Genomic DNA, 21,122 nt, shown 5'->3' with positions numbered 1-21,122 from the left:
CGGGTTCCCACCGGGGCCCCGCACCCGCTCCGGCGGTCCGGCGGCGCCGGGATCAGGACGCGTTGGCCTTCTCGTAGGCCTCGCGGACGTTGCTCGGCACCCGGCCGCGGTCGTTGACCTCCAGGCCCTGCTCCTTGGCCCACGCGCGGATCTTGGCGGTGTCCGGAGCGCTGCCGGACGGCCGCGGAGCCGCGCTGCGGCCCGGGCGGCGGGGGCCGGCCAGGCGGCCGCTCTGCTTGCGGCCCTTCTCCACGTACGGCGCCAGCAGACCGCGCAGCTTGTCCGCGTTGGCGCTCTTCAGGTCGATCTCGTAGGCAACGCCGTCGAGCGCGAACGTCACCGTCTCGTCCGCCGAACCACCGTCGAGATCGTCTTCAAGAATGACCTGCACCCTCTGTGCCACGGGCTTCCCTTTCCGCTAAACGACCCATTGCCTAAGGAAAGGAAAGCGCCTTTCCGCGGAAAACACAAACCCCTGCCCGGTCCCGGGGGCGGTCACAGGTGCAGCAGCATGCGCGAGTTGCCCAGTGTGTTGGGCTTCACGCGCTCCAGGTCGAGGAACTCCGCGACACCTTCATCGTACGAGCGGAGAAGTTCTTCATAGACATCCGTAGCGATCGCCGCCGGGTCTGTCGTACCATCATCGGTTTCCTGGAGCTCGCCGATCTCGACGAAACCGTGTTTCGCGAAGAAGGGCACCTCGAACGTCAAGCAGAAAATCCGACGGACGCCCAGCCAGCGCGCGGTCTGCAGCAGCTTCTCCAGCAGGAGGTGCCCGACCCCGTGCCCGCGGCAGGACGGGTCGACCGCGAGCGTGCGGACCTCGGCGAGGTCCTCCCACATGACGTGCAGTGCTCCGCAGGCCACGACCGCGCCGTTGTCGTCGCGTTCCGCGACCCAGAACTCCTGGACGGACTCGAACAGTGTGACCGTCGGCTTGTCGAGCAGAATGCCGTCGCGCGAGTACGCGTCGATGAGCCCGCGTACTGCCCGCACGTCCGTGGTCCGCGCCCGGCGGATGGTGACCTCCATGGCGGGACGTTATCGCGCCGGCCCCTCCCCGGTCTCCCCGGTATCCGGCGGGGGCCCGGCGGAATCCGCCGGCGCCGGATCGGCCGGGAACAGAGCGGCCACCCGCAACGCGTCGCGCAGTGCCTCCCGTTGCTCGGGCGACATCAGGCCGAAGAAGTGCACCAGGGCGGCGGCGGGATTGTCACTGGTCGCCCACGCGTCGTTCATCAGGGCCGCGGTGTAGGCCTCGCGGGACGAGACCGGTTCATATCGATAGGCCCGCCCGGCGCGCTCCCGGCGCAGCCAGCCCTTTCTGTGGAGCTTGTCCAGGACGGTCATCACCGTGGTGTACGCGATATCGCGTTCCGACTGCAGATCCAGGAGAACCTCGCGAACCGTGACCGGTCGGTTCCACTGCCACACCCGGGTCATGATGGCGTTCTCAAGTTCGCCGAGTTGCCGGACCATAGTGCGGCCAGGATAGGGAGTGAATGGGGCAAATCTTGTGAAGTGCCGCCAAACCGGCGCGCCGCCACCCCCGGGAATCGGGAATGGCGGCGCGCGGCTGCTCGCGGGCGGCTGACGGCGTCAGTCGGCCAGGTCCTCCTTGGCCTTCTGGGCTCCGCCCTGGGTGCGGACGATGGCCCGCACCAGGAAGCCGAAGAAGACCGCCATGACCAGCGGCGGGACGATCGCGCTGACGTAGTCCATCAGGTCACTCCTCCTCTGTCTTCTCCGCCGTGGCGGCGGACGCCTTGGGCTCCGGCTTCACCAGCGGGAAGAGCACGGTCTCCCGGATGTTCTTGCCGGTCAGCAGCATGATCAGGCGGTCCACCCCGAGGCCGAGGCCGCCGGTGGGCGGCATGGCGTACTCCAGGGCCCGCAGGAAGTCCTCGTCGACCTGCATCGCCTCGACGTCGCCGCCGGCCGCCAGCAGGGACTGCGCGGTCAGACGGGCGCGCTGCTCGACCGGGTCGATCAGCTCGGAGTAGGCGGTGCCGATCTCGGTGCCGAAGATCACCAGGTCCCACTTCTCGGCCACGCCCGGGACCGAGCGGTGCTGGCGGGTCAGCGGGGAGACCTCGGTCGGGTAGTCCTTGATGAAGGTCGGCCGGACGGCGTTCTCCTCCAGCAGGCGCTCGACCATCTCCAGCACGATCTGGCCGTGGCCCCACTCCTTCTCGAAGGGGATGCCGTGCTCGGTGGCCAGCTTGCGCAGCTCCTCGACGCCGGTCTCCGGGGTGACCTCGGTGCCCAGGTGCGCGGAGATGCCCGGGTAGACGCTGACCTCGGCCCACGGCTCGGCCAGGTCGATCTCGTGCTCCACGCCGTGCGGGTCCAGGCCCTTGATCACCGTGGTGCCCAGCGCGTCCCGGGCGGCGTTGATGATGGTGGCCCGGATCAGCTCGGCCTGGGTGTCGTAGTCGCCGTAGGCCTCGTACGACTCCAGCGAGGTGAACTCCGGGTTGTGGGTGGAGTCCGCGCCCTCGTTGCGGAAGTTGCGGTTGATCTCGAAGACCTTCTCCGCGCCGCCGACCACGAGCCGCTTGAGGTAGAGCTCGGGGGCGATCCGCATGAAGAGGTCGATGTCGTACGCGTTGATGTGCGTCTTGAACGGGCGGGCGTTGGCGCCGCCGTGCACCGGCTGCAGCATCGGGGTCTCGACCTCGATGTAGCCGCGCTCCTCGTAGGTGCGGCGGATCGAGCGGACCACCTTGGAGCGCAGGTGCAGGATCTCGCGGGCCTCGGGGTTGACGATCAGGTCGACGTACCGCTGGCGGACCCGGGCCTCCGGGTCGGTCAGGCCCTTGTGCTTGTCCGGCAGCGGGCGCAGGCACTTGGCGGTGAGCGCCCAGGCGTCCACCATCACCGACAGCTCGCCGCGGCGGGAGGTGATCACCTCGCCCTCGACGCCGACCTGGTCGCCGAGGTCGATGTCGGACTTCCAGGCCGCCAGCCGCTCCTCGCCCAGCTTGTCCAGGGAGAGCATCACCTGGAGGTCGGCGGTGCCGTCGCGCAGGGTGGCGAAGCAGAGCTTGCCGCCGGTGCGGGAGAGGATCACCCGGCCGGTGATGCCGACCCGCTCGCCGGTCGCGGTGTCCGGCGCCAGGTCCGGGTGCTTGGCACGGAGGTCCGCGATGGTGCTGGTCCGGGGGAATCCGACCGGGTACGGGTCGACACCGGCCGCCCGCAGCCGGTCCAGCTTCTCGCGCCGGACGCGCATCTGCTCGGGAAGGTCGTCGGTCGCGGGGAGGGGGCTCTGATCGCTCACCCCACCAGGGTAGCCAGCCCGCGGTGGTGCTCCGCCACGGGATATCCGTGCCGCGCGCCGGGGCCGGTCAGAGGCGGTGGCCGGGCCGGCCGCGGCAGCGGCGCCGGGGAACGCCGGAGGGGGAGGCCGCGGTGCGGTCTCCCCCTCCGGGTGCGGGCGGGCGCGGTCAGCCGGTGCCGGTGGCCAGCTCCAGCTCCAGCTCCTCGCCGGCGGCGGGCGGCGCGGGCCGGGCCGGGGGCTTGGGCCGGCGGCCGAACAGCTCGGCCGGGGTGGGCATCCGGTGCGGCCGGGGCGTCGTCGTGGGAGCGGTCTGCTTCGCGGCGGCGGTGGGCTCGGTGCTGCTCATCGGGATCCGTCCTCCAACAGGGATGGGGAGACTGCTCGGGGGTGCGGCGGGGCTCGGTACGGCGACGAGGTGGCGCTGGCCGGTGGTGAGGGCGAGCCGCTCGCGGACGGCCGCCTCGGCGAGCGCGTGGCAGCGCCCGGCCAGCCGCGAGCGGCGGGACCGCTCGTGCTGGCCGCACGGCTGGCGGGTCAGCCCGCGCAGCGCGGTGAGGTCCTCGGGCCCGGGGAGGTAGCCGTCGGTCACGGCCTCCTCCAGCCGTTCCAGGTAGCCGGCGGCGCTGCCGGGCAGTGCCGCCCGGTAGCGGGCGAGGTCGGCGAGCAGGAAGGCGCGGAGTCGGCCGCCCTCCTGGACGGCCTCGTCGATCGCCTCGGTCAGGCGCAGGGCGTCCTGCACGTCCTCGGCCCACAGCTCGGCGCCGGTGCCGTTGAACGGCAGCCGGTCGGAGCCCTGGAGGTGGAGGGGGACGGCGGGGTGGAGGGCTTGGGCGAGGGCGCGGCGCAGCACGCGGACTTCGTCGGCGCTGAAGGCCATGCCGCCGCGCGATCCGTGTGGCGTAGGCATGCGCTGACACTACGTGAGGAATATCCGATTTGTCGGTAACGTCGCGCCGATGCCCCACGTTTGGCCCGGTGAATGTCCCGTGGACGAAGCGTCCGCCGCTGCGAGGGCGGCGGTGTCAGTGGCGGAGGGCTTCGGCCGGCTGGATCCGGGCCGCTCGCCAGGCCGGGTAGGCGCCGGCCAGCAGGCCGGTGGCGAGGCCGGCGGCCGGCGCGGCGGCCACCGTCAGCGGGTCCAGGACCGGGGTCCAGTCGCGGGCCACGGCCACCCCCGGCACGGTGAGCACCCCGAGCGAGGTGCCGACCAGCCCGCCGAGCAGCCCGAGCGAGGCCGACTCGGCGAGGAACTGGCCGGTGATGTGGCGGCCGCGGGCGCCCAGGGCCCGGCGCAGCCCGATCTCGGCGGTCCGCTCCAGGACGGCGACCAGGGTGGTGTTGGCGATCCCGACGGCGCCGATGATCAGGCAGACCCCGGCGAGCAGCAGGAAGAGGCGGTCGAGGTCGGAGCCGACGCCGGCGCGCAGGGTGCGAGGGTCCGGGGGCGGCACCGGGGTGAAGTTCTCCGGGTGGGCCGGGTCCAGTGCGAGCGGGGCCTCCTCGGCGACCTGTCGGGCGGCGCCGATCCGGGTCGCGACGAGCATCCTGGCCCGATCCCGGTCGGGCCCGCCCCAGAGGCGCTCGGCGGCCCCGCGCGGCACGGTGACGGAGAGCAACAGGTCCGCCTTGCGCCGCACCTCGTCGACGATCCCGATCACGGTGAACGGCCTGCCGTCCAGGAAGACCGCCGGCTGGGTGTCCAGCGTGGTGATGCCGAGCCTTGCGGCCAGCGCGGAGCCGACCACCGCGACCTGTCGGCCGGTGGCGTCGTGCCAGGAGTCGAAGGTGCGGCCCTGCACCAGGTGCGGCTCGGCGGCGGCGAGGACGCCGGCCGAGGCGGCGATCACGGGGGCCTGTTCGCAGCCGGCCTGCCGGCCCACCGGCGCGGCCTCATGCCGCGACCACCCCCGCGGGGCACGGTCGGACGGTTCGCGGGCTCACATGCGGGGCGGTGCGGGCGCCCCCGGGCCGGGCGGTGCGGGCGCTCACCGGATGCCCGCCCGGGGGCCGGCGTCCCGGACGCCGACGATCACTTGGTCGCCGGGCCTGACCGCGTCCTCGACCAGCGGCCGGATCTCCGCGCTGCCGCCGCCGACCGTGCCCGGCGCCACCTCGACCCGGCGGCGCTGCCCGTTCTCGTAGACCGTCACGACGGTCCTGCCGTCGGCCGTGGCGGAGACCGCCGAGAGCGGGACGGCCAGCACGGGGCCGGCCGAGGAGGCGGCCCGGACGGTGAGGCGGACGTCCTGGCCGGCCAGCCTCGGGTCGAGCGGGGCGTCCGGCTGGACCACCAGCTGGTAGCCGCCCCGCCGCCCGGGGCCGTCCCGCCCGGGGCCGCCCCACCGCTGCCGGCGCCGCCGGAGAGGACCGTCGCGGTCGCCACGACCGCCGCCAGCAGCCGCCGGCGCCGCCGCAGCGGCTGGCCGCCCGGCACCGTCGTCCGGCGGCTCCCGCCCGTCGGCCGGGCCGCCCGCTGCCGTGCCGTCCGCCGCCGGGCCGTCCGCCCCCTCGACCTCCGCCACGCGCCACCCTCGATCCGGTCCGCCGGCCGCCGGGCGGCGGCCCACCGTGCTTGGCCGCGACCATCATTGACCGTGCGTCAGCTCTTGGGGGGGTGGGGCGCCCGGCCGCCGGAGGGCGGCCCGGGGGAGGTGTGCCGCGGCGCGTCAGCTCGGGCGGTTGCGCTCGTAGACCAGGCGCAGGCCGATCAGGGTCAGCCAGGGTTCGTGGACGTCGATGCTGCCGGCCTCGCCGAGCACCAGCGGCGCCAGGCCGCCGGTGGCGATGACCTGGACGTCGTCCGGGTCCTTGGCGAGCTCGCGGGCCATCCGGTCGACCAGGCCGTCGACCTGCCCGGCGAAGCCGTAGAGGATGCCGGACTGCATGCCCTCGACGGTGTTCTTGCCGATCACGTTGCGCGGCCGGGCCAGCTCGATCTTGCGCAGCTGGGCGCCGCGGGCGCCGAGCGCCTCCACCGAGATCTCGATGCCGGGGGAGATCGCCCCGCCGACGTAGTCGCCGCGGGCGTTGATCGCGTCGAAGGTGGTCGCGGTGCCGAAGTCGACCACGATGCACGGGCCGCCGTAGAGGTGGTTGGCGGCCAGCGCGTTGACGATCCGGTCCGCGCCGACCTCCTTGGGGTTGTCCATCAGGACGTGCACCCCCGTCTTCACCCCGGGCTCCACGATCACCGCGGGGACGTCGCCGTAGTAGCGGCGGGTCACCTCGCGGAACTCGTGGAGCACCGAGGGGACGGACGAGCAGATCGCCAGGCCCTCCACCGCGGCCTCGTTGACCGCGGTGTGCGAGCCCATCAGCCCCTGCAGGAGCACCGCCAGCTCGTCGGCCGTGCGGCGCGGATCGGTGGAGATCCGCCAGTGCTCGACCACGTCCTCGCCGTCGAACAGGCCGAGCGTGGTCTGGGTGTTGCCGACGTCGATGGTGAGAAGCATGGGGTGCTTTCTGCGTGAGGGGTGATCAGTAGTGATCAGGCGCGCAGATCCAGGCCGATGTCCAGGATCGGCGAGGAGTGCGTGAGCGCGCCCACGGCCAGGTAGTCGACACCAGTCTGGGCGACCTCGCGCGCGGTGGCCAGGGTCAGGCCGCCGGACGCCTCCAGCCTGGCCCGGCCGGCCACCAGGTCGACGGCCTCCTTCAGCCCGGGGACGGTGAAGTTGTCCAGCAGGATGAGGTCCGCACCGGCCTCCAGCACCGGCGGGATCTGCTCCAGGGTGTCCACCTCGACCTCGACCGGCAGGTCGGGGTAGGCCGCCCGGACGGCGCGGAACGCCTCGGCGACGCCGCCGGCCGCGACCACGTGGTTGTCCTTGACCAGGGCCGCGTCGGAGAGCGCCATCCGGTGGTTGGCGCCGCCGCCGCAGCGGACCGCGTACTTCTGCAGCGCCCGCAGGCCCGGGGTGGTCTTGCGGGTGTCGCGGACCACCGCGCCGGTGCCGGCCAGGGCGTCGGCCCAGGCCCGGGTGGCGGTGGCGATGCCGGAGAGGTGGCAGAGCAGGTTGAGCGCGCTGCGCTCGGCGGTGAGCAGGTCGCGGGTGCGGCCGCGGACCGAGAGCAGCACCTGGCCGGCCTCGACCCGGTCGCCGTCCTGGACGTGGCGCTCGACCTCGAACTCCTCCTCGCAGACCAGCGAGACGACGGCCTCGGCGATCCGCAGGCCGGCCACCACGCCGCCCTCGCGGGCGGTGAAGTCGGCGGTGGCGACCGCGTCGGCCGGCACGGTGGCGACGGAGGTGACGTCCTCGCCGCCGGCGAGGTCCTCGGCCAGCGCCAGGGTGGCGACGTCCTCGACCTCGACCGGGTCGAGCCCGGCCTCCTCCAGGAGCTCGGCGAGCTGCGGGTCCAGGCCGGTCTCGTAGCCCTCGCCGTCGCCGCAGGCGCAGCCGTCGCCGCAGCCGGCCATCGGGAGTTCCTCGTGGGAGTGGGTCATGGTTCTACTGCTCCTCAGGGGTGCTGACAAGATCGCCGGAGGCGGTGAGGGTGGTGATCAGGTGGCGCTGCCAGCGGGTGTCGTCCCGCTCGGGGAAGTCCTCGCGCCAGTGGCAGCCGCGGGTCTCGTCGCGCTGGGCGGCGGCGGCGACCAGGGCGGCGGCGACCAGCAGGAGGTTGGCGGCCTCCCAGGTCTCCACCCGGGGGTCGGCCGGCTTCTCCTCCGCCACGTGGGTGTAGGCCGACTCGGCGAGCAGCGCGAGCCCGGCGGCGGTGTCGGCCATCGAGGCGGCCGAGCGCAGCACGCCGGCGCCGCGCGACATCAGCCGCTGGATCTCGGCCCGCGCCTCGGGGGCGGGCAGCGGCACGGGGTGGGCGGCGCGCGCCGCGGCCACGTCCACCGCCCGCTCGGGCAGGTCGCCCGCCCGGTGCCGGGCGGCCAGGTCGTCGGCGATCCGCTCGGCGAAGACCAGGCCCTCCAGGAGCGAGTTGGACGCCAGTCGGTTGGCACCGTGCACGCCGGTGCAGGCGACCTCGCCGCAGGCGTACAGGCCGGGGACGGTGGTGCGGCCGGACAGGTCGGTGCGGATGCCGCCGGAGGCGTAGTGCGCCGCCGGGGCGACCGGGATCGGCTCGGTGACCGGGTCGATGCCGTGCGCGCGGCAGGAGGCGAGGATGGTCGGGAACCGGTGCGCCCACATCTCGGCGCCGAAGTGCCGCCCGTCCAGGTACATGTGCTCGGTGCCCCGGAGCTGCATCTGCCGGGTGATGGCCTTGGCGACGATGTCGCGCGGGGCCAGCTCGGCCAGCTCGTGCTGCCCGAGCATGAAGCGGGTGCCGGTCGCGTCGACCAGGTGCGCGCCCTCGCCGCGGACCGCCTCGGAGACCAGCGGCTGCTGGCCCTCGGCGTCCGGGCCGAGCCAGAGCACGGTCGGGTGGAACTGGACGAACTCCAGGTCGGTGACCTCGGCGCCGGCCCGCAGCGCGAGCGCCACGCCGTCGCCGGTGGAGACCGCCGGGTTGGTGGTGGCGGAGAAGACCTGGCCCATGCCGCCGGTGGCGAGCACCACCGCGCGGGCGCGGATGGCGCCGACGCCGTCGCGCTGGCCCTCGCCCATCACGTGCAGGGTGAGGCCGGCGGCGTTCCCGTCGGCGTCGGTGAGCAGGTCGAGCACGAGGGCGTGCTCGATCAGCTCGATGCCCGGGTCCGAGCGGACCGCCGAGACCAGGGCGCGGGAGATCTCGGCGCCGGTGGCGTCGCCGCCGGCGTGCGCTATCCGGCGGCGGTGGTGGCCGCCCTCGCGGGTGAGCATGATCTCGCCCCCGGCGTCGCGGTCGAACGCGGCGCCGGTGGCGATCAGCCGGCGGACGGCGTCCGGGCCCTCGGTGACGAGGGTGCGCACGGCGTCCTCGTCGCAGAGGCCGGCGCCGGCCACCAGGGTGTCGTCCAGGTGCTGCTCGGGGGTGTCGCCCTCGCCCAGGGCGGCGGCGATGCCGCCCTGGGCCCAGCGGGTGGACCCGTCGTCCAGCATCGCCTTGGTGACCACCATGACCCGCAGGCCGGCCCGGCGGGCGTTGAGGGCGACGGTGAGACCGGCCACCCCGGAGCCGACCACGACGACGTCGGTGGCGGTCGTCCAGCCGGGGGCGGGGGCGGTGAGGCGGTGGGTGACGGGCATGTCGGTCAGTGGCTCCTTCAGCGCGCGGCGGTCGGGGCCGCGTCGTGGCCACCGTACGCTCGGTCGCCGCGGAGCAGTCCAGTGCCCTCCCCGGCCTCGGCCGGGTCGCCGCCCGTGCCGGTGATCCGGTTCTGCTCGTCCACGAAGACGACCTTCGGCTCGTAGCCCTTGGCCTCGGCGGTGTCCATCTGCCCGTAGGCGATGAGTATGACGAGGTCGCCGGGGTGGACCAGGCGGGCGGCGGCGCCGTTGATGCCGATCACGCCGGTGCCGCGCGGGCCGGCGATGGTGTAGGTCTCCAGCCGGGCGCCGTTGTTGATGTCGACGATGTGGACCAGCTCGCCGGGGAGCAGGTCCGCGGCGTCGAGCAGGTCCTCGTCCACCGTGACGGAGCCGACGTAGTGCAGGTCGGCCTGGGTCACGGTGGCCCGGTGGATCTTGGACTTGAGCATGGTGCGGAGCATGGGGTCACGCCTCCTGTGAGTGCATGCCTGGAAGGGGAGCTACCGAACGTGGGCTTGAGCTGTGGACGGGCACCTGCCGGCCGCCGCCCGGCGGACGGTCCGCTGCCCGTCCCTCCTCCGCCTAGCGGCAGATGAGGTGGACGTTGTCGATCAGGCGGGTGGTGCCCACCTTCGCGGCGACGGCCAGCACCGCCTCGCCCTGGAAGTCGTCCGGGACCTCGGTGAAGTCGTGCGGATCGATCAGGGCGAGGTAGTCAAGGGTGACACCCTCGGCGCCGTCCAGGACCGCCGTGGCGGCCTCGCGCACGGCCTCGGGGCCCTGCGCGGCCACGTCGCGGCCGGCGAACAGCGCCTTCGACAGGGCGAGCGCGTGCGCGCGGTCCTCGGCCGAGAGGTAGCGGTTGCGCGAGGACAGCGCGAGGCCGTCCTCCTCACGGACGGTCGGCACGCCGACCACCTCGACGTCGAAGTCCAGGTCGGCCACCATCCGGCGGATGATCGCCAGCTGCTGGGCGTCCTTCTCGCCGAAGAAGGCGAAATCGGGGTCGGTGATGTGCAGCAGCTTGGCGACGACGGTCAGCACGCCGTCGAAGTGGCCCGGCCGGGTGGTGCCCTCGAACCGCTCGCCCATCGGGCCGGCCGCCAGGCGGACCTGGGGCCGCCCGTTCGGGTAGACCTCGTCGACCGACGGCGCGAAGACCACGTCGGCGCCGCTCTCCTCGGCCAGCTTCACGTCCTCGTCCAGGCTGCGCGGGTAGCGCTCCAGGTCCTCGCCGGCGCCGAACTGCAGCGGGTTGACGAAGACGGTGACGGCGACCCGGCCGTCGCGGCCGACCTGGCGGCGGGCGGCCCGGATCAGCGCGGCGTGGCCCTCGTGGAGCGCGCCCATCGTCATCACGACCGCGTTGTCCACCGGCTGCTCGTCCGGCCAGAACGCGGCCTCGAAGTCGTCGACGGTGTGCGTGACCACGGCCCGGTGGACCTTCGGGGCGCGCTGGGCCTTGCCCGGCTGCTTGCCGCGTGCCATCAGTGGTTCTCCTCGTTCAGTACGTCCAGCAGTGCCGCCGCCGACGCTTCGTCGATCGTCCCGTGCGCGAGCGCCCGCTGGGCGGTGGCGCGGGCCATCGCCCGGTAGGCGGCCGGGATGTCGGGGGACACCGTACTGAGCTGCGCCAGGTGGCGCCGCACGGTTCCCGCGTCGCCCCGGGCGACCGGGCCGGTGAGGGCCGCGTCGCCGGAGCGCAGGCTGTTGTCCAGGGCGGCGCCGAGCAGCGGGCCGAGCAGCCGGCCGGGCTCGGCGACCCCGGCGGTGCGCAGCAGCTCCAGCGCCTGCGCGACCAGGGTGACCAGGTGGTTCGCGCCGTGGGCGAGGGCCGTGTGGTAGAGCGGCCGGACGTCCTCCGGGACCCACTCGGGCTCGCCGCCCATCTCCACCACGAGCGCCTCGGCGACCGGGCGCAGCTCCTCCGGTGCGGTCACCCCGAACGGGCAGCCGGCCAGCCGGGCCAGGTCGACGGAGGTGCCGGTGAAGGTCATCGCGGGGTGCAGGGCCAGCGGCAGCGCCCCGGCCCGGGTGGCGGGCTCCAGGACGGCGACGCCGTGCGCGCCGGAGGTGTGCACGACCAGCTGGCCGGGGCGGACGGCCCCGGTCGCGGCCAGGCCGGCCACCAGGTCGGCCAGCGCGTCGTCCGGGACGGTCAGCAGGACCAGGTCGGCGGCGGCCAGCACCTGGGGCGGGGTGACGATCCGTACGCCGGGCAGCAGCGCGTCGGCGCGCCGGCGGGACGTGGCGGAGACCCCGGAGGCGGCGACCACCCGGTGCCCGGCGAGCTGCAGCGCGGCGCCCAGCGCCGGGCCGACCCGGCCGGTGCCGACCACGCCCACGGCGAGCCGCGCCGGGCGGTTGCCGGGGTCGGCGGGGTCGCCGAAGCCGTCGGCGAGCGGGGTGAAGTCGGCGCTGTCGCTTCGCTCGGTCACGGCTCGGCCCTGGTCCTCACTCTCCGTTCCGGTCCTCTTCGGGTACCGGACGTACCGGCCCATTCTACGGCCGGGCCGAGGGGCCCCCGGGCGCCCCCGTCGCGGGGCCCGGCCGGTCCGGGGGAACGTTCGAAGGAGCGTCAGTCCGAGGCGCCGGCCCGGATGAGTCCCGCCTCGTAGGCCAGGACGACGGCCTGGACCCGGTCGCGCAGGCCGAGCTTGGCCAGGATCCGGCCGACGTGGGTCTTCACGGTGGCCTCGGAGAGCACCAGCCGGGCGGCGATCTCGCTGTTCGACAGGCCCTGGGCGACCAGCAGGAAGACCTCGCGCTCGCGCTCGGTGAGCGGGCCCAGCGGGTCCGGGCCGGGCAGGTGGTGCGGGGTGGGCAGCACCTCGGCGAAGCGGTCGATCATGCGCCGGGTGGTGGTCGGCGCGACCACCGCGTCCCCGCCGTGCACCGCGCGGATCGCGGCCACCAGCTCGGTCGGCGGCACGTCCTTGAGCAGGAAGCCGCTGGCGCCGGCCTTGAGCGCGGCGAAGGCGTACTCGTCCAGGTCGAAGGTGGTGAGGATGAGCACGTGCGGGGCGTTCGGCAGCGGGCTGCCGTCCTCGGCGAGGCAGATCCGGCGGGTGGCCTGCACGCCGTCCAGCCGGGGCATCCGGACGTCCATCAGGATCACGTCCACGGCCGTGTGCTGCAGCTTCTCCAGGGCCTGCGCGCCGTCGCCGGCCTCGGCGGCGATCTCGATGTCACCCTGCGACTGCAGGATCATCCGGAAGCCGGTGCGCAGCAGCTCCTGGTCGTCGACGAGCATCACGCGGATGGTCAAGGGGGTCTCCTGGTGGGTGGGGAGCGGCGCGGTTCGGGCGCGGTTCAGTGGGCCGCCTTGAGCGGCAGGACGGCACGGATCCGGAAGCCGCCGCCGGGGCGGGGCCCGATGTCCAGGCTCCCGCTGACCATGCCGACCCGCTCGCGCATGCCGATCAGACCGTGGCCCAGGCCGTCGGTGCCGCCGGTGGCCAGCTGCTCGTCGGTGGTGCCGCGGCCGTCGTCCTCGATCAGGACGGCCAGCTCGCGCTCGCCGAAGTCGACCGCGACCCGGGCGTGCACGTCCGGGCCGCCGTGCTTGCGGACGTTGGTCAGCGCCTCCTGGACGATCCGGTAGACGGTCAGCTCGACGCCGCGGGGCAGCTCGCGCGGGCTCCCGGAGGTGGCGAAGTCCACCGGGAGGCCGGCCGTGCGGACCTGCTCCAGCAGCTCGGGAAGCTCCTCGACGCCCGGCTGCGGCACGTACTCCTCGGCGTTGGTGTCGGAGGTGCGCAGCACGCCGAGCAGGCGGCGCATCTCGACCAGCGCCTGGCGGCCGGTGGAGGCGATGGTGCCGAGCGCCTCCTTGGCCTGCTGCGGCGAGTTCTCCAGCACGTAGGCGGCGCCGTCGGCCTGGACGATCATGACCGAGACGTTGTGCGCGACCACGTCGTGCAGCTCGCGGGCGATCCGGGCGCGCTCGGCGGCCACCGCCACCTTGGCCTGGGCGTCGCGCTCGCGCTCCAGCCGGGCGGCGCGGTCCTCCAGCTCGACCAGGTAGGCGCGGCGCACCCGGGTGAGCCGGCCCCACGCCCAGCAGAGGATGAACGGGGTCGACATCAGGGCGGAGATCAGCAGGAACTCCGCCGTGCTGCGGTGCTGCCCGTGCCAGATGCCCTCGTCGTCGGTGTACCCGGACGGGAAGCGCGCCAGGGTCAGCGGCCCCGCCAGCAGGCTGCCGGCCAGGCAGAGCCGCGAGGTCCAGGCCGTGCCGAAGGCGGCGCCGGTGTAGGCGAAGACCAGGTAGCCGATGCTGGACGCGGCGACCGGGACGCCGAGCGCGACCTGCAGCAGCCCGACCCCGCCGGCCAGGTAGACGGTGAGGTCCGGCAGCTTGCGGCGGAACACCATCAGCAGCGGGATGACCAGGGCGATGACGTAGTGGACGCCGAGCCGCCAGCCCTCCGCGGAGGTGCTGTCGGGAAGGACGCTGAAGAAGAGCACCAGCGACGCCCAGGCGGAGTCGACCACCATGGGGTGACGGCGGAGCCAGGCGTTGAGTCGATGCACGTCTCAAGCCTAGGCAGTCGCGCAGCGTGTCCAGGTCCGCCGGGAGGGCGATCCGTTCTACTCCCTAGGTCGGAGATCACCGATTGCCGGTTGGGAGGGCCGCCCCCGGTGCCGGTAGCGTCGCGCTCCGTGGATTGGATGCGGTGGCGGCCCGCCATGGAACAGGCCCTGTACGACCCGGACGGCGGCTTCTACCGCAGGCCGGAGGGGCCGGCCGGGCACTTCCGGACCTCGGTGCACGCCTCCCCGCTGTTCGCCCGCGCGGTGGCCCGGCTCCTGCGCGAGGTCGATGCGGCCCTCGGCCGTCCGGAGGAGCTGGCCTTCGTGGACGTCGGGGCCGGCCGCGGCGAGCTGACGGCCGGCGTCCTGGCCGAGCTGCCGGCGGACGTGCGGGACCGGCTGCACCCGTACGCGGTGGAGCTGGCCGACCGGCCGGACGCGCTGCCGGCCGAGGTCCTGTGGACGGACGAGGTGCCGCGCGGCGTCACCGGGCTGCTGTTCGCCAACGAGTGGCTGGACAACGTGCCGCTGGACGCCGGCGAGGTCGACGGCGACGGGGTGCTGCGCTACGTCGAGGTGGACACCGCGACCGGTGCGGAGCGCCTCGGCGACCGGGTCACCGCCGCGGACGCGGCCTGGGCCGCCCGCTGGTGGCCGGCCGAACATCCCTGCGACACCGTGGAGTTCGGCGGCCCCCGGGACGCCGCCTGGGCGCACGCGGTGGCCGGGCTGGAGCGCGGGCTGGCTGTCGCCGTCGACTACGGGCACACCGCCGGGCGCCGCCCGCCGCTCGCCACCCGGGCCGGATTCCGGCACGGCCGCGAGGTGGCCCCGGTGCCGGACGGTTCCTGCGACGTCACCGCGCACGTGGCGCTGGACTCGATCGCGGCCCCCGCTCTCCACAGCCTGTGGACAACGCAGCGGGACGCGCTGCGCGCCCTCGGGGTGAGCGGCGCGCGCCCGTCGCTGGCGCTGGCCTCCACCGACCCGGTGGCCTACCTGCGGGCGCTCGGCGGCGCCGGGGAGGGCGCCGAGCTGACCGATCCGGCAGGTCTGGGCGCCTTCGGCTGGCTCGCGCAGACCGTCCGCATGCCGGTACCGGCGAGCTTGGAACCCCTGCCGGGATGGCAGACTCTGGGGTCATGAGGGAGACCACGGTCGGCATCGGGGCGGGAGCCGAGAACTTCACGGGCACGGCGGGCAGCACCGACATGGTGCTCAACATCGGCCCGCAGCACCCCGCCACCCACGGCGTCCTGCGCCTGCGGCTGGTGCTGGACGGCGAGCGCATCGTGACCGCGGAGCCGGTGATCGGCTACATGCACCGGGGCGCGGAGAAGCTCTTCGAGGCCCGCGACTACCGGCAGATCATCATGCTGGCCAACCGGCACGACTGGCTCTCGGCCTTCTCCAACGAGCTCGGCGTGGTGCTGGGCGTCGAGCGGATGCTCGGCATGGAGGTGCCGGAGCGGGCGGTCTGGATCCGCACCCTGCTCGCCGAGCTGAACCGGGTGCTCAACCACCTGATGTTCCTCGGCTCCTACCCGCTGGAGCTGGGCGGGATCACCCCGATCTTCCATGCCTTCTCCGGCCGCGAGGACCTCCAGCACGTGCTGGAGGAGGCCTCCGGCGGCCGGATGCACTACATGTTCAACCGGGTCGGCGGCCTCAAGGAGGACCTGCCGGCCGGCTGGCTCGGCCGGGTCCGCGCGGCGGTCGCCGTCGTCCGCTCCCAGCTGCCGGTCTTCGAGGAGCTCGTCCTCGGCAACGAGATCTTCCGCGCCCGCACCGCCGGCGTCGGCGTGCTCACCAAGGAGCATGCCGAGGCGTACGGCGTCAGCGGCCCGATCGCGCGCGCCAGCGGGCTCGACTTCGACCTGCGCCGCGACGAGCCCTACCTGGCCTACGGCTCGGACGAGCTGCGCTCGGTGCTGACCGTGGTCACCCGCGAGGAGGGCGACTGCCTGGCCCGGTTCGAGTGCCTGCTGGAGCAGACGGTCAACGCGCTGGACCTGGCCGACGCCTGCCTGGACAAGCTGGCCGCGCTCGCGCCCGGGCCGGTCAACCTGCGGCTGCCCAAGGTGCTCAAGGCCCCCGAGGGCAGCACCTACGCCTGGACCGAGAACCCGCTCGGGGTCAACGGCTACTACCTGGTGTCGCGCGGGGACAAGACGCCGTGGCGGCTCAAGCTCCGCTCGGCGTCCTTCAACAACATCCAGGCGCTGACCGAGCTGCTGCCCGGCACCCTGGTCGCCGACATGGTGGCGATCCTGGGCTCGATGTTCTTCGTCGTCGGGGACATCGACAAGTAGCGGGCGGTGCGGGCCGGGCCCGCACCGCCGGGGGCTACTTCGCCTTCTTGGCGGCCTTCTTCGCCGGGTCGGCCGGGTGCGGGGCGAGCCTGCGGTCGTCCTTGGCGGCGATCCGCTGCTCGCACAGGCCCACCAGCACCCCGTACGCCGCCGCGCCCATCAGCTCGGTGAGCTCGGGGCGGTAGCTGACGTAGACCGGGTCGGCGCCCTGGTGCGCCTCCGGGCTGCCGGTGCACCACCAGTGCAGGTCGTGGCCGCCCGGGCCCCAGCCCCGGCGGTCGTACTCGCCGATGGTGACCTGGAGGTAGCGGGTGTCGTCCGGGCGGTCGATCCAGTCGTAGGTGCGGCGGATCGGCAGCTGCCAGCAGACGTCCGGTTTGGTCTCCAGCGGCTCCCGGCCCTCCTTGAGCGCCAGTGCGTGCAGCGCGCAGCCGGCGCCGCCGGCGAAGCCGGGGCTGTTCACGAAGATGCAGGCGCCGCCGACCCGGCGGGTCTGCCGGTCCCCGTCCTCGTCGAGCATGGTGATGCCGCCGTCGGTCCTGATCCGGCCCCCGGCGTCGGTGCCGTGCGCGAAGTTCTCCCAGAGCTCGGGGGTGAGCCGGGCGGCGTGGCCGGTCACCCGCTGCTCGTCCTCCTCGTCCGAGTAGTGCGCGCCGAGCGTGCAGCAGCCGTCCGACTCGCCCCGGCCCTCACGGATGCCGTGGCAGCCCTGGCCGAAGATGCACGACCACCGGGAGGTCAGCCAGGTGAGGTCGCAGCGGAAGACCTGCTCCTCGTCGTCGGGGTCGGTGAACTCGACCCAGGCGCGCGGGAAGTCGAGCGGGACCTCGGCACGCAGGGTGGGCATGGCGAGGTCGACCGCGGTGGTACCGGTCTTGGACTTCTTCTTGGACGTGTCTGCTGCTGCCACCCGGCAAGGGTAGAGCCTCGGCGGGGGTGCGAACCGCCCGTGGCGTGGGCATTTACGGCGATTTCACCGGGTGGTGGCCGGGCTGCACGGACGGTGACGGAGTGAAGGCGGGGTGAAGAGGTCGCCCGTGCGCTGCGGGCCGCCCCGGGGGTCGTCCTAGGATGGCCGCCAGTCCGCTACGGGGAGGTACGGGGATGGCCGGCGGCAGCAGCAGCGGGGGCGACGGAGGCGGCTCGTTCGTCCTCAAGCCATGGGAACTGCACGGTGAGGGTCGGGAGTTCGAGAAGATCTCGACGGACTTCGGCAAGGCGGCCGGTGCCCTGGAACAGGGCCTCGCCGCGCTCGGCACGCCCTGGGGGCAGGACCGGCCGGGCAGCGGGTTCGCCGCCGCCTACCGGGAGGCGCACGGCGGGCTGATCGGCGGCCTGCGCGGGCTGGCCGGCGGGCTCGGCCGGGTCGGGACCGGACTGCACACCATGGCCGAGCGGACCGCCGACGCCGAGACCTCGGCCGCGGCCGGATTCGGTGGAGCGGCGCGCCCGGGCGCAACCCCGGGACCCGCCCGGACCGTCCCCCACAAGGACGTGTCGGCTCAGGGCGTGTCCTGAGCCACGAGTCAGGCCCTGACGCCGGAACCGTCCGGCCTTTCCACGCCGGCGGCCCGCCGAGGGAGCCGCACGGCGAAGTCCGCATCACGGACGTCCGCGCGCCCGCTCTCCGCACCCCGGGGGCCCGCGCCGGAGGTCCGCACGTCGAAGGGGGAAGCGCGTGTCCCGGAAGCTGCCCGAGGAGCTGGCGCCGGTCCTGGCCCGGACCGGTCACCAGTGGCCGCAGGCCGACGAGGACGGCCTGCGCAAGGCGGCCGGGCTCTGGCGCGAGTTCGGGACGGAGGCGGAACGCCTCGGCAAGCGCGGCGGGGACTCCGCCAAGCGCGTCACCGCGGAGAACTCCGGCCGCGCGGTCGATGCCTTCGAGGCCTACTGGTGGGCGTTCAGCGGCAGCGGCAAGGGCCACCTGGACGACGCCCACTCCGCCGCCGGCCTGGTCGCCGGCGCCTTCGACCAGGCCGCCCGGGCCGTCGACTCCTGCAAGGCCGACATCGTCGCCGCCCTCAACGAGCTGGCCGCCGAGCTGAAGCAGGCCGAGGAGCAGGCCGCCCGGGCCAAGGCCGCCGCCGCCCAGGTCGCCGCCGCCACCGGGGGCGGGGACGCCGGGGGCGGGATCTTCGGCGGGCTGCGGCGCAGCGCCAACGCCGTCGCGGAGGGGCTGCGGCAGACCGCCACCGAGACGGTCGCCGAGGCCACGGCGGCGCTGGCGGTCGAGGGCGCCCGGCTGAAGATCGGCGGGCTGCTGGACGAGCTCGGCCGCGCCATGAAGGACGGTCTCAGCGGCGCGCTCAAGGAGCCCGCGGTGGTCGCGGTGCTGCGCCTCGGCCCCGGCGGCGGCCCCGGCGCGGTGCGCCCCGCGTCGTTCACCGGCCCCGGCGGGGCCTTCGACCCGGTGGCCGCCGGGCTGCCCGCAGTGCTCGGCGAGCCGGGTGTGCTGGGGGCCGGCGGCGGAGCCGGCCTGGCAGTGGTGCTCGGCAAGGACGGCAAGCCGCTGGTCGGCGAGGACGGCCGGCCCGTGGTCGGGGTGCCCGGCCTCGCGGTCAAGCTCGACGAGACCGGCCGCCCGGTGCTGGACGAGCACGGCGACCCGGTCATCCTCCGGCCCGACGGCACCCCGGTGACGGACGCCGACGGGCTGCTCGTGGTCAAGGGCGCGGACGGCCGGCCCGTGGTCGGCGTGGAGAGCCTCACGGTCAAGCTGGACGAGCACGGGCAGCCGCTGCTCGGCAAGGACGGCCGCCCGGTGGTGCTGGGCAAGGACGGCAAGGAGGTCGCCGGCCTCCCGCTGGCCGATCCAGCGGGCGGCGGCCGCGGCGGGCACCCGCTGGACGGCCGGCCCGGCGGCCCGCTCGCCGACGGCCCGGGCGCCGTGCTGCCGGGCACGCCCGGAGCCCCCGTCGCACCCGGCTCGGTGGTGCGCGGGGCCGGACCGGACGACGTGGTGATCATGTCGGCGCCGGACGGCGACGGGCGCGGACGGCCCGGCGGCCCCGGCAGCCCGCCCGGCGGCGGGCCGGAGCAGGCCGACGACGGCGGGCGGGGCCCGGTGCGGACCGGGCCGGTGAACGGCGGCGGCGACTGGTCGCCGCCCGGCCACCCCGATGCACCCTCCCGCCCCGCCGGACCGGCGCACCAGGGCGGGGACGGCGGTTCCGGCTCGGGCGGCAGCGGCTCGGTGGCGGCCGGCTGGTCGGGCCCGACCGACGGCGACTACCACCTGACGCCGGCCGCCCCCGCCCCGCACGGCGGCGGTGGCGGCGGCCCGGTGACGGTCCGGACGGACTCCGTCCTCGCGCCGCCCGCGCCCCCGGCGGCACCGGCCTGGTCCCCGTCCGGGCCGGACGCGCCGGCCGGCGGCGGGCACGGCGGCCAGAGCTCCGGCGGCTCCTCGTACAACGGTCCCTCGTACGGCGGCTCCTTCAACGTGCCGGGCGGCGGGTCCGGGCCGGTGGCCACCGGCCCGGTCGGCCCCGGCCCGCTGGTCGGCGGGCACCCCGCCGCCGGCCCCGCGGCCGCCGGCCACGGACCGGCCCCGTTCGGCAGCGGCACCGGCCCCGGCGGAGCCGCCGGCGCGGCGGGCCCGGCCGGCCCGGTCGCCGTCCCGGGCGGCCCGGTCACCGGATCGGCCCCGGCCCCCGGGGCCGCGGGAACGCCCGGCGCGCCCGGTGCGGCGGCCCCGGGCCAGCACGCGCAGACCGAGCCCCGGCCGGGTGCCGGCGCGGGCGGCCCCCGCGCGACCACCGGAGCCCCGCACCCCGTCCCGGCCCCCGGCCCGCCGGTCGTGCCTCCGCCGGCGGCCCCGCCGGTGGCCGGCCCCGGTTTCGGCACCGCCCGCCCGGAGCTCCACCCCGGCGACCACCGGCGCCGCCCCGACGGCTCCCCGGCCGAGGGCGAGACCGGGCTCGCCTGGGCGGCCGTCCCGGTCGCCACCGCCCACGCGATGGCCCTGCAGCTCGCGCTGCGCGCCCGCCGCGGCACCACCGCCGACGAGCCGGCCGCCCGGCTGCGGACCATCGCCGACAGCCGCCCGTACGGCCTGCCCGGCGGGCTCGGCCCGGTCGACCCGGAGCACCAGCGCGAGATCGAGCGCCGGGCGCCCCGGGACGGCGAGGGCCTGGCCCTGCGCCACCCCGACCCGGCGGCCGGCGGCTGGGCCGAGGTGGTCAACGACGGCGGCCACCGCGGGCCCGGCCGGGCCAACAACAGCCTGGAGATCGCGCTCTCCGCGGTCGAGACCTTCACCGGCCGGCCGACCTGCGCCGCCCCGCGCATCCCCACCGAGGGCGACGCCGGCGAGCGCGGCGGCCGCGACCGCGCCGAGCGCGAACTCGGCGCGCCGTTCCGCGACCTCGGCGACGGCGGGCCGGCCTTCGGCCGCCTGGCCGAGGAGCTCAAGCGGGCCGGCCACGGCTCCCAGGCGGTGCTGCTCACGCTGGACGGCTTCGGCCGTCCGCACGCCTGGAACGCGGTGAACCACAAGGACGCCGTCACCTATCTGGACCACCAGGTCGGCCGCCAGGGCGGCGCGCCGCTGCACGACGCCGTCGGCGGGCTCTGGGCCATCGCCCTGGACCCCGACGGCCGCCCGCTCGACCTGACCGGGCGCCGGGCCGGGGCCGCCCCGGCCCCGGCCCCAGAGCCCGTCGCGAGCACCGCCCCGTGACGACCCGTCCGACCGGCGCCCGGGCCGCCGGGCGGGAACGGCTCACGCCCCCCGCCCGCCGCCCGGTGACGCCGCGTCCGGCGGCCCCGGCCCGGCGCGGGCGGGCCGTCGCCCGCGTGGCATCCTGTCTGCCGGTCCGCGGGGCCCCCGGGCACCGCCCGGCGCCCGCCGGCCCGCCGCCC

Annotated in this window: 20 protein-coding genes and 1 pseudogene; 4 read left to right on the top strand and 17 right to left on the bottom strand. The window is 75.3% G+C overall.

Annotated features, from left to right (window positions below; genetic code table 11):
- Window positions 1-52 precede the first annotated feature (52 nt).
- From ACIPSC_RS17865 to ACIPSC_RS17790, 16 genes and pseudogenes are all read right to left on the bottom strand, one after another.
- A complete protein-coding gene (locus ACIPSC_RS17865; protein ID WP_400826652.1) occupies window positions 53-403 on the bottom strand; it encodes an Lsr2 family protein in 351 nt (116 codons plus the stop codon).
- A gap of 92 nt (window positions 404-495) precedes the next feature.
- Window positions 496-1,032, bottom strand: a complete 537-nt coding sequence (locus ACIPSC_RS17860) for an amino-acid N-acetyltransferase (RefSeq protein ID WP_400826650.1) — start codon at window positions 1,030-1,032, stop codon at window positions 496-498.
- A gap of 9 nt (window positions 1,033-1,041) precedes the next feature.
- Complete coding sequence (locus ACIPSC_RS17855; protein WP_313764359.1) at window positions 1,042-1,479, bottom strand: BlaI/MecI/CopY family transcriptional regulator; 438 nt, start codon at window positions 1,477-1,479, stop codon at window positions 1,042-1,044.
- Window positions 1,480-1,599: 120 nt separating this feature from the next.
- The gene (locus tag ACIPSC_RS17850; RefSeq protein ID WP_400826648.1) at window positions 1,600-1,722 is read right to left on the bottom strand and encodes a hypothetical protein; all 123 of its coding nucleotides are present in this window, start codon (window positions 1,720-1,722) and stop codon (window positions 1,600-1,602) included.
- A gap of 4 nt (window positions 1,723-1,726) precedes the next feature.
- A complete protein-coding gene (gene lysX / locus ACIPSC_RS17845) occupies window positions 1,727-3,283 on the bottom strand; it encodes a bifunctional lysylphosphatidylglycerol synthetase/lysine--tRNA ligase LysX (RefSeq protein WP_400826647.1) in 1,557 nt (518 codons plus the stop codon).
- Between the two features lie 166 nt (window positions 3,284-3,449).
- Complete coding sequence (locus tag ACIPSC_RS17840) at window positions 3,450-4,190, bottom strand: hypothetical protein (RefSeq protein ID WP_400826646.1); 741 nt, start codon at window positions 4,188-4,190, stop codon at window positions 3,450-3,452.
- Window positions 4,191-4,305: 115 nt separating this feature from the next.
- Window positions 4,306-5,172, bottom strand: a pseudogene (locus ACIPSC_RS17835) (ABC transporter permease); the annotation flags it as partial.
- 96 nt (window positions 5,173-5,268) lie between these two features.
- The gene (locus tag ACIPSC_RS17830) at window positions 5,269-5,805 is read right to left on the bottom strand and encodes a hypothetical protein (protein WP_400826645.1); all 537 of its coding nucleotides are present in this window, start codon (window positions 5,803-5,805) and stop codon (window positions 5,269-5,271) included.
- A gap of 144 nt (window positions 5,806-5,949) precedes the next feature.
- The gene (locus tag ACIPSC_RS17825; RefSeq protein ID WP_238863656.1) at window positions 5,950-6,735 is read right to left on the bottom strand and encodes a type III pantothenate kinase; all 786 of its coding nucleotides are present in this window, start codon (window positions 6,733-6,735) and stop codon (window positions 5,950-5,952) included.
- Between the two features lie 35 nt (window positions 6,736-6,770).
- Entirely contained in the window at window positions 6,771-7,730 is a 960-nt protein-coding gene (gene nadC / locus ACIPSC_RS17820; protein WP_400826644.1) for a carboxylating nicotinate-nucleotide diphosphorylase, read from the bottom strand.
- Window positions 7,731-7,734: 4 nt separating this feature from the next.
- The gene (locus ACIPSC_RS17815; RefSeq protein WP_400826642.1) at window positions 7,735-9,408 is read right to left on the bottom strand and encodes an L-aspartate oxidase; all 1,674 of its coding nucleotides are present in this window, start codon (window positions 9,406-9,408) and stop codon (window positions 7,735-7,737) included.
- A gap of 17 nt (window positions 9,409-9,425) precedes the next feature.
- Entirely contained in the window at window positions 9,426-9,872 is a 447-nt protein-coding gene (gene panD, locus ACIPSC_RS17810) for an aspartate 1-decarboxylase (RefSeq protein ID WP_400826640.1), read from the bottom strand.
- A gap of 121 nt (window positions 9,873-9,993) precedes the next feature.
- Entirely contained in the window at window positions 9,994-10,899 is a 906-nt protein-coding gene (panC, locus tag ACIPSC_RS17805) for a pantoate--beta-alanine ligase (protein WP_400826639.1), read from the bottom strand.
- On the bottom strand, window positions 10,899-11,849 hold the full coding sequence (locus ACIPSC_RS17800; protein ID WP_400826637.1) for a Rossmann-like and DUF2520 domain-containing protein: 951 nt from the start codon (window positions 11,847-11,849) through the stop codon (window positions 10,899-10,901). Before ACIPSC_RS17800 ends, panC begins: the two co-directional genes overlap by 1 nt.
- Window positions 11,850-11,989: 140 nt before the next feature.
- Window positions 11,990-12,679 carry a response regulator gene (locus ACIPSC_RS17795; RefSeq protein ID WP_400826636.1) on the bottom strand — a complete coding sequence of 230 codons (690 nt, stop codon included), beginning with the start codon at window positions 12,677-12,679 and terminating at the stop codon, window positions 11,990-11,992.
- Between the two features lie 44 nt (window positions 12,680-12,723).
- On the bottom strand, window positions 12,724-13,911 hold the full coding sequence (locus ACIPSC_RS17790; protein ID WP_400826837.1) for a sensor histidine kinase: 1,188 nt from the start codon (window positions 13,909-13,911) through the stop codon (window positions 12,724-12,726).
- A gap of 192 nt (window positions 13,912-14,103) precedes the next feature.
- Here ACIPSC_RS17790 and ACIPSC_RS17785 point away from each other — a divergent pair, with 192 nt between their 5' ends.
- On the top strand, window positions 14,104-15,093 hold the full coding sequence (locus ACIPSC_RS17785) for an SAM-dependent methyltransferase (RefSeq protein ID WP_400826634.1): 990 nt from the start codon (window positions 14,104-14,106) through the stop codon (window positions 15,091-15,093).
- The gene (locus ACIPSC_RS17780) at window positions 15,090-16,259 is read left to right on the top strand and encodes an NADH-quinone oxidoreductase subunit D (protein ID WP_400826633.1); all 1,170 of its coding nucleotides are present in this window, start codon (window positions 15,090-15,092) and stop codon (window positions 16,257-16,259) included. The genes ACIPSC_RS17785 and ACIPSC_RS17780 overlap by 4 nt, the downstream gene beginning before the upstream one ends.
- 34 nt (window positions 16,260-16,293) lie before the next feature.
- Here ACIPSC_RS17780 and ACIPSC_RS17775 read toward each other — a convergent pair whose 3' ends face one another.
- Window positions 16,294-17,106, bottom strand: a complete 813-nt coding sequence (locus tag ACIPSC_RS17775; RefSeq protein ID WP_400826835.1) for a hypothetical protein — start codon at window positions 17,104-17,106, stop codon at window positions 16,294-16,296.
- Between the two features lie 257 nt (window positions 17,107-17,363).
- Here ACIPSC_RS17775 and ACIPSC_RS17770 point away from each other — a divergent pair, with 257 nt between their 5' ends.
- Together ACIPSC_RS17770 and ACIPSC_RS17765 are read left to right on the top strand one after the other, a co-directional pair.
- Window positions 17,364-17,777, top strand: coding sequence for a hypothetical protein (locus ACIPSC_RS17770; RefSeq protein WP_400826631.1), 414 nt, complete (start codon window positions 17,364-17,366; stop codon window positions 17,775-17,777).
- Between the two features lie 160 nt (window positions 17,778-17,937).
- Complete coding sequence (locus tag ACIPSC_RS17765) at window positions 17,938-20,940, top strand: toxin glutamine deamidase domain-containing protein (protein ID WP_400826630.1); 3,003 nt, start codon at window positions 17,938-17,940, stop codon at window positions 20,938-20,940.
- The last annotated feature ends 182 nt before the right edge of the window (window positions 20,941-21,122 follow it).

Origin of the sequence: Kitasatospora sp. NPDC090091, assembly GCF_044747365.1 — a bacterium.
Lineage (GTDB): Bacteria > Actinomycetota > Actinomycetes > Streptomycetales > Streptomycetaceae > Kitasatospora.
The sequence above is the reverse complement of the archived record's forward strand: the minus strand, read 5'-3'. Positions and strand labels throughout refer to the sequence as shown.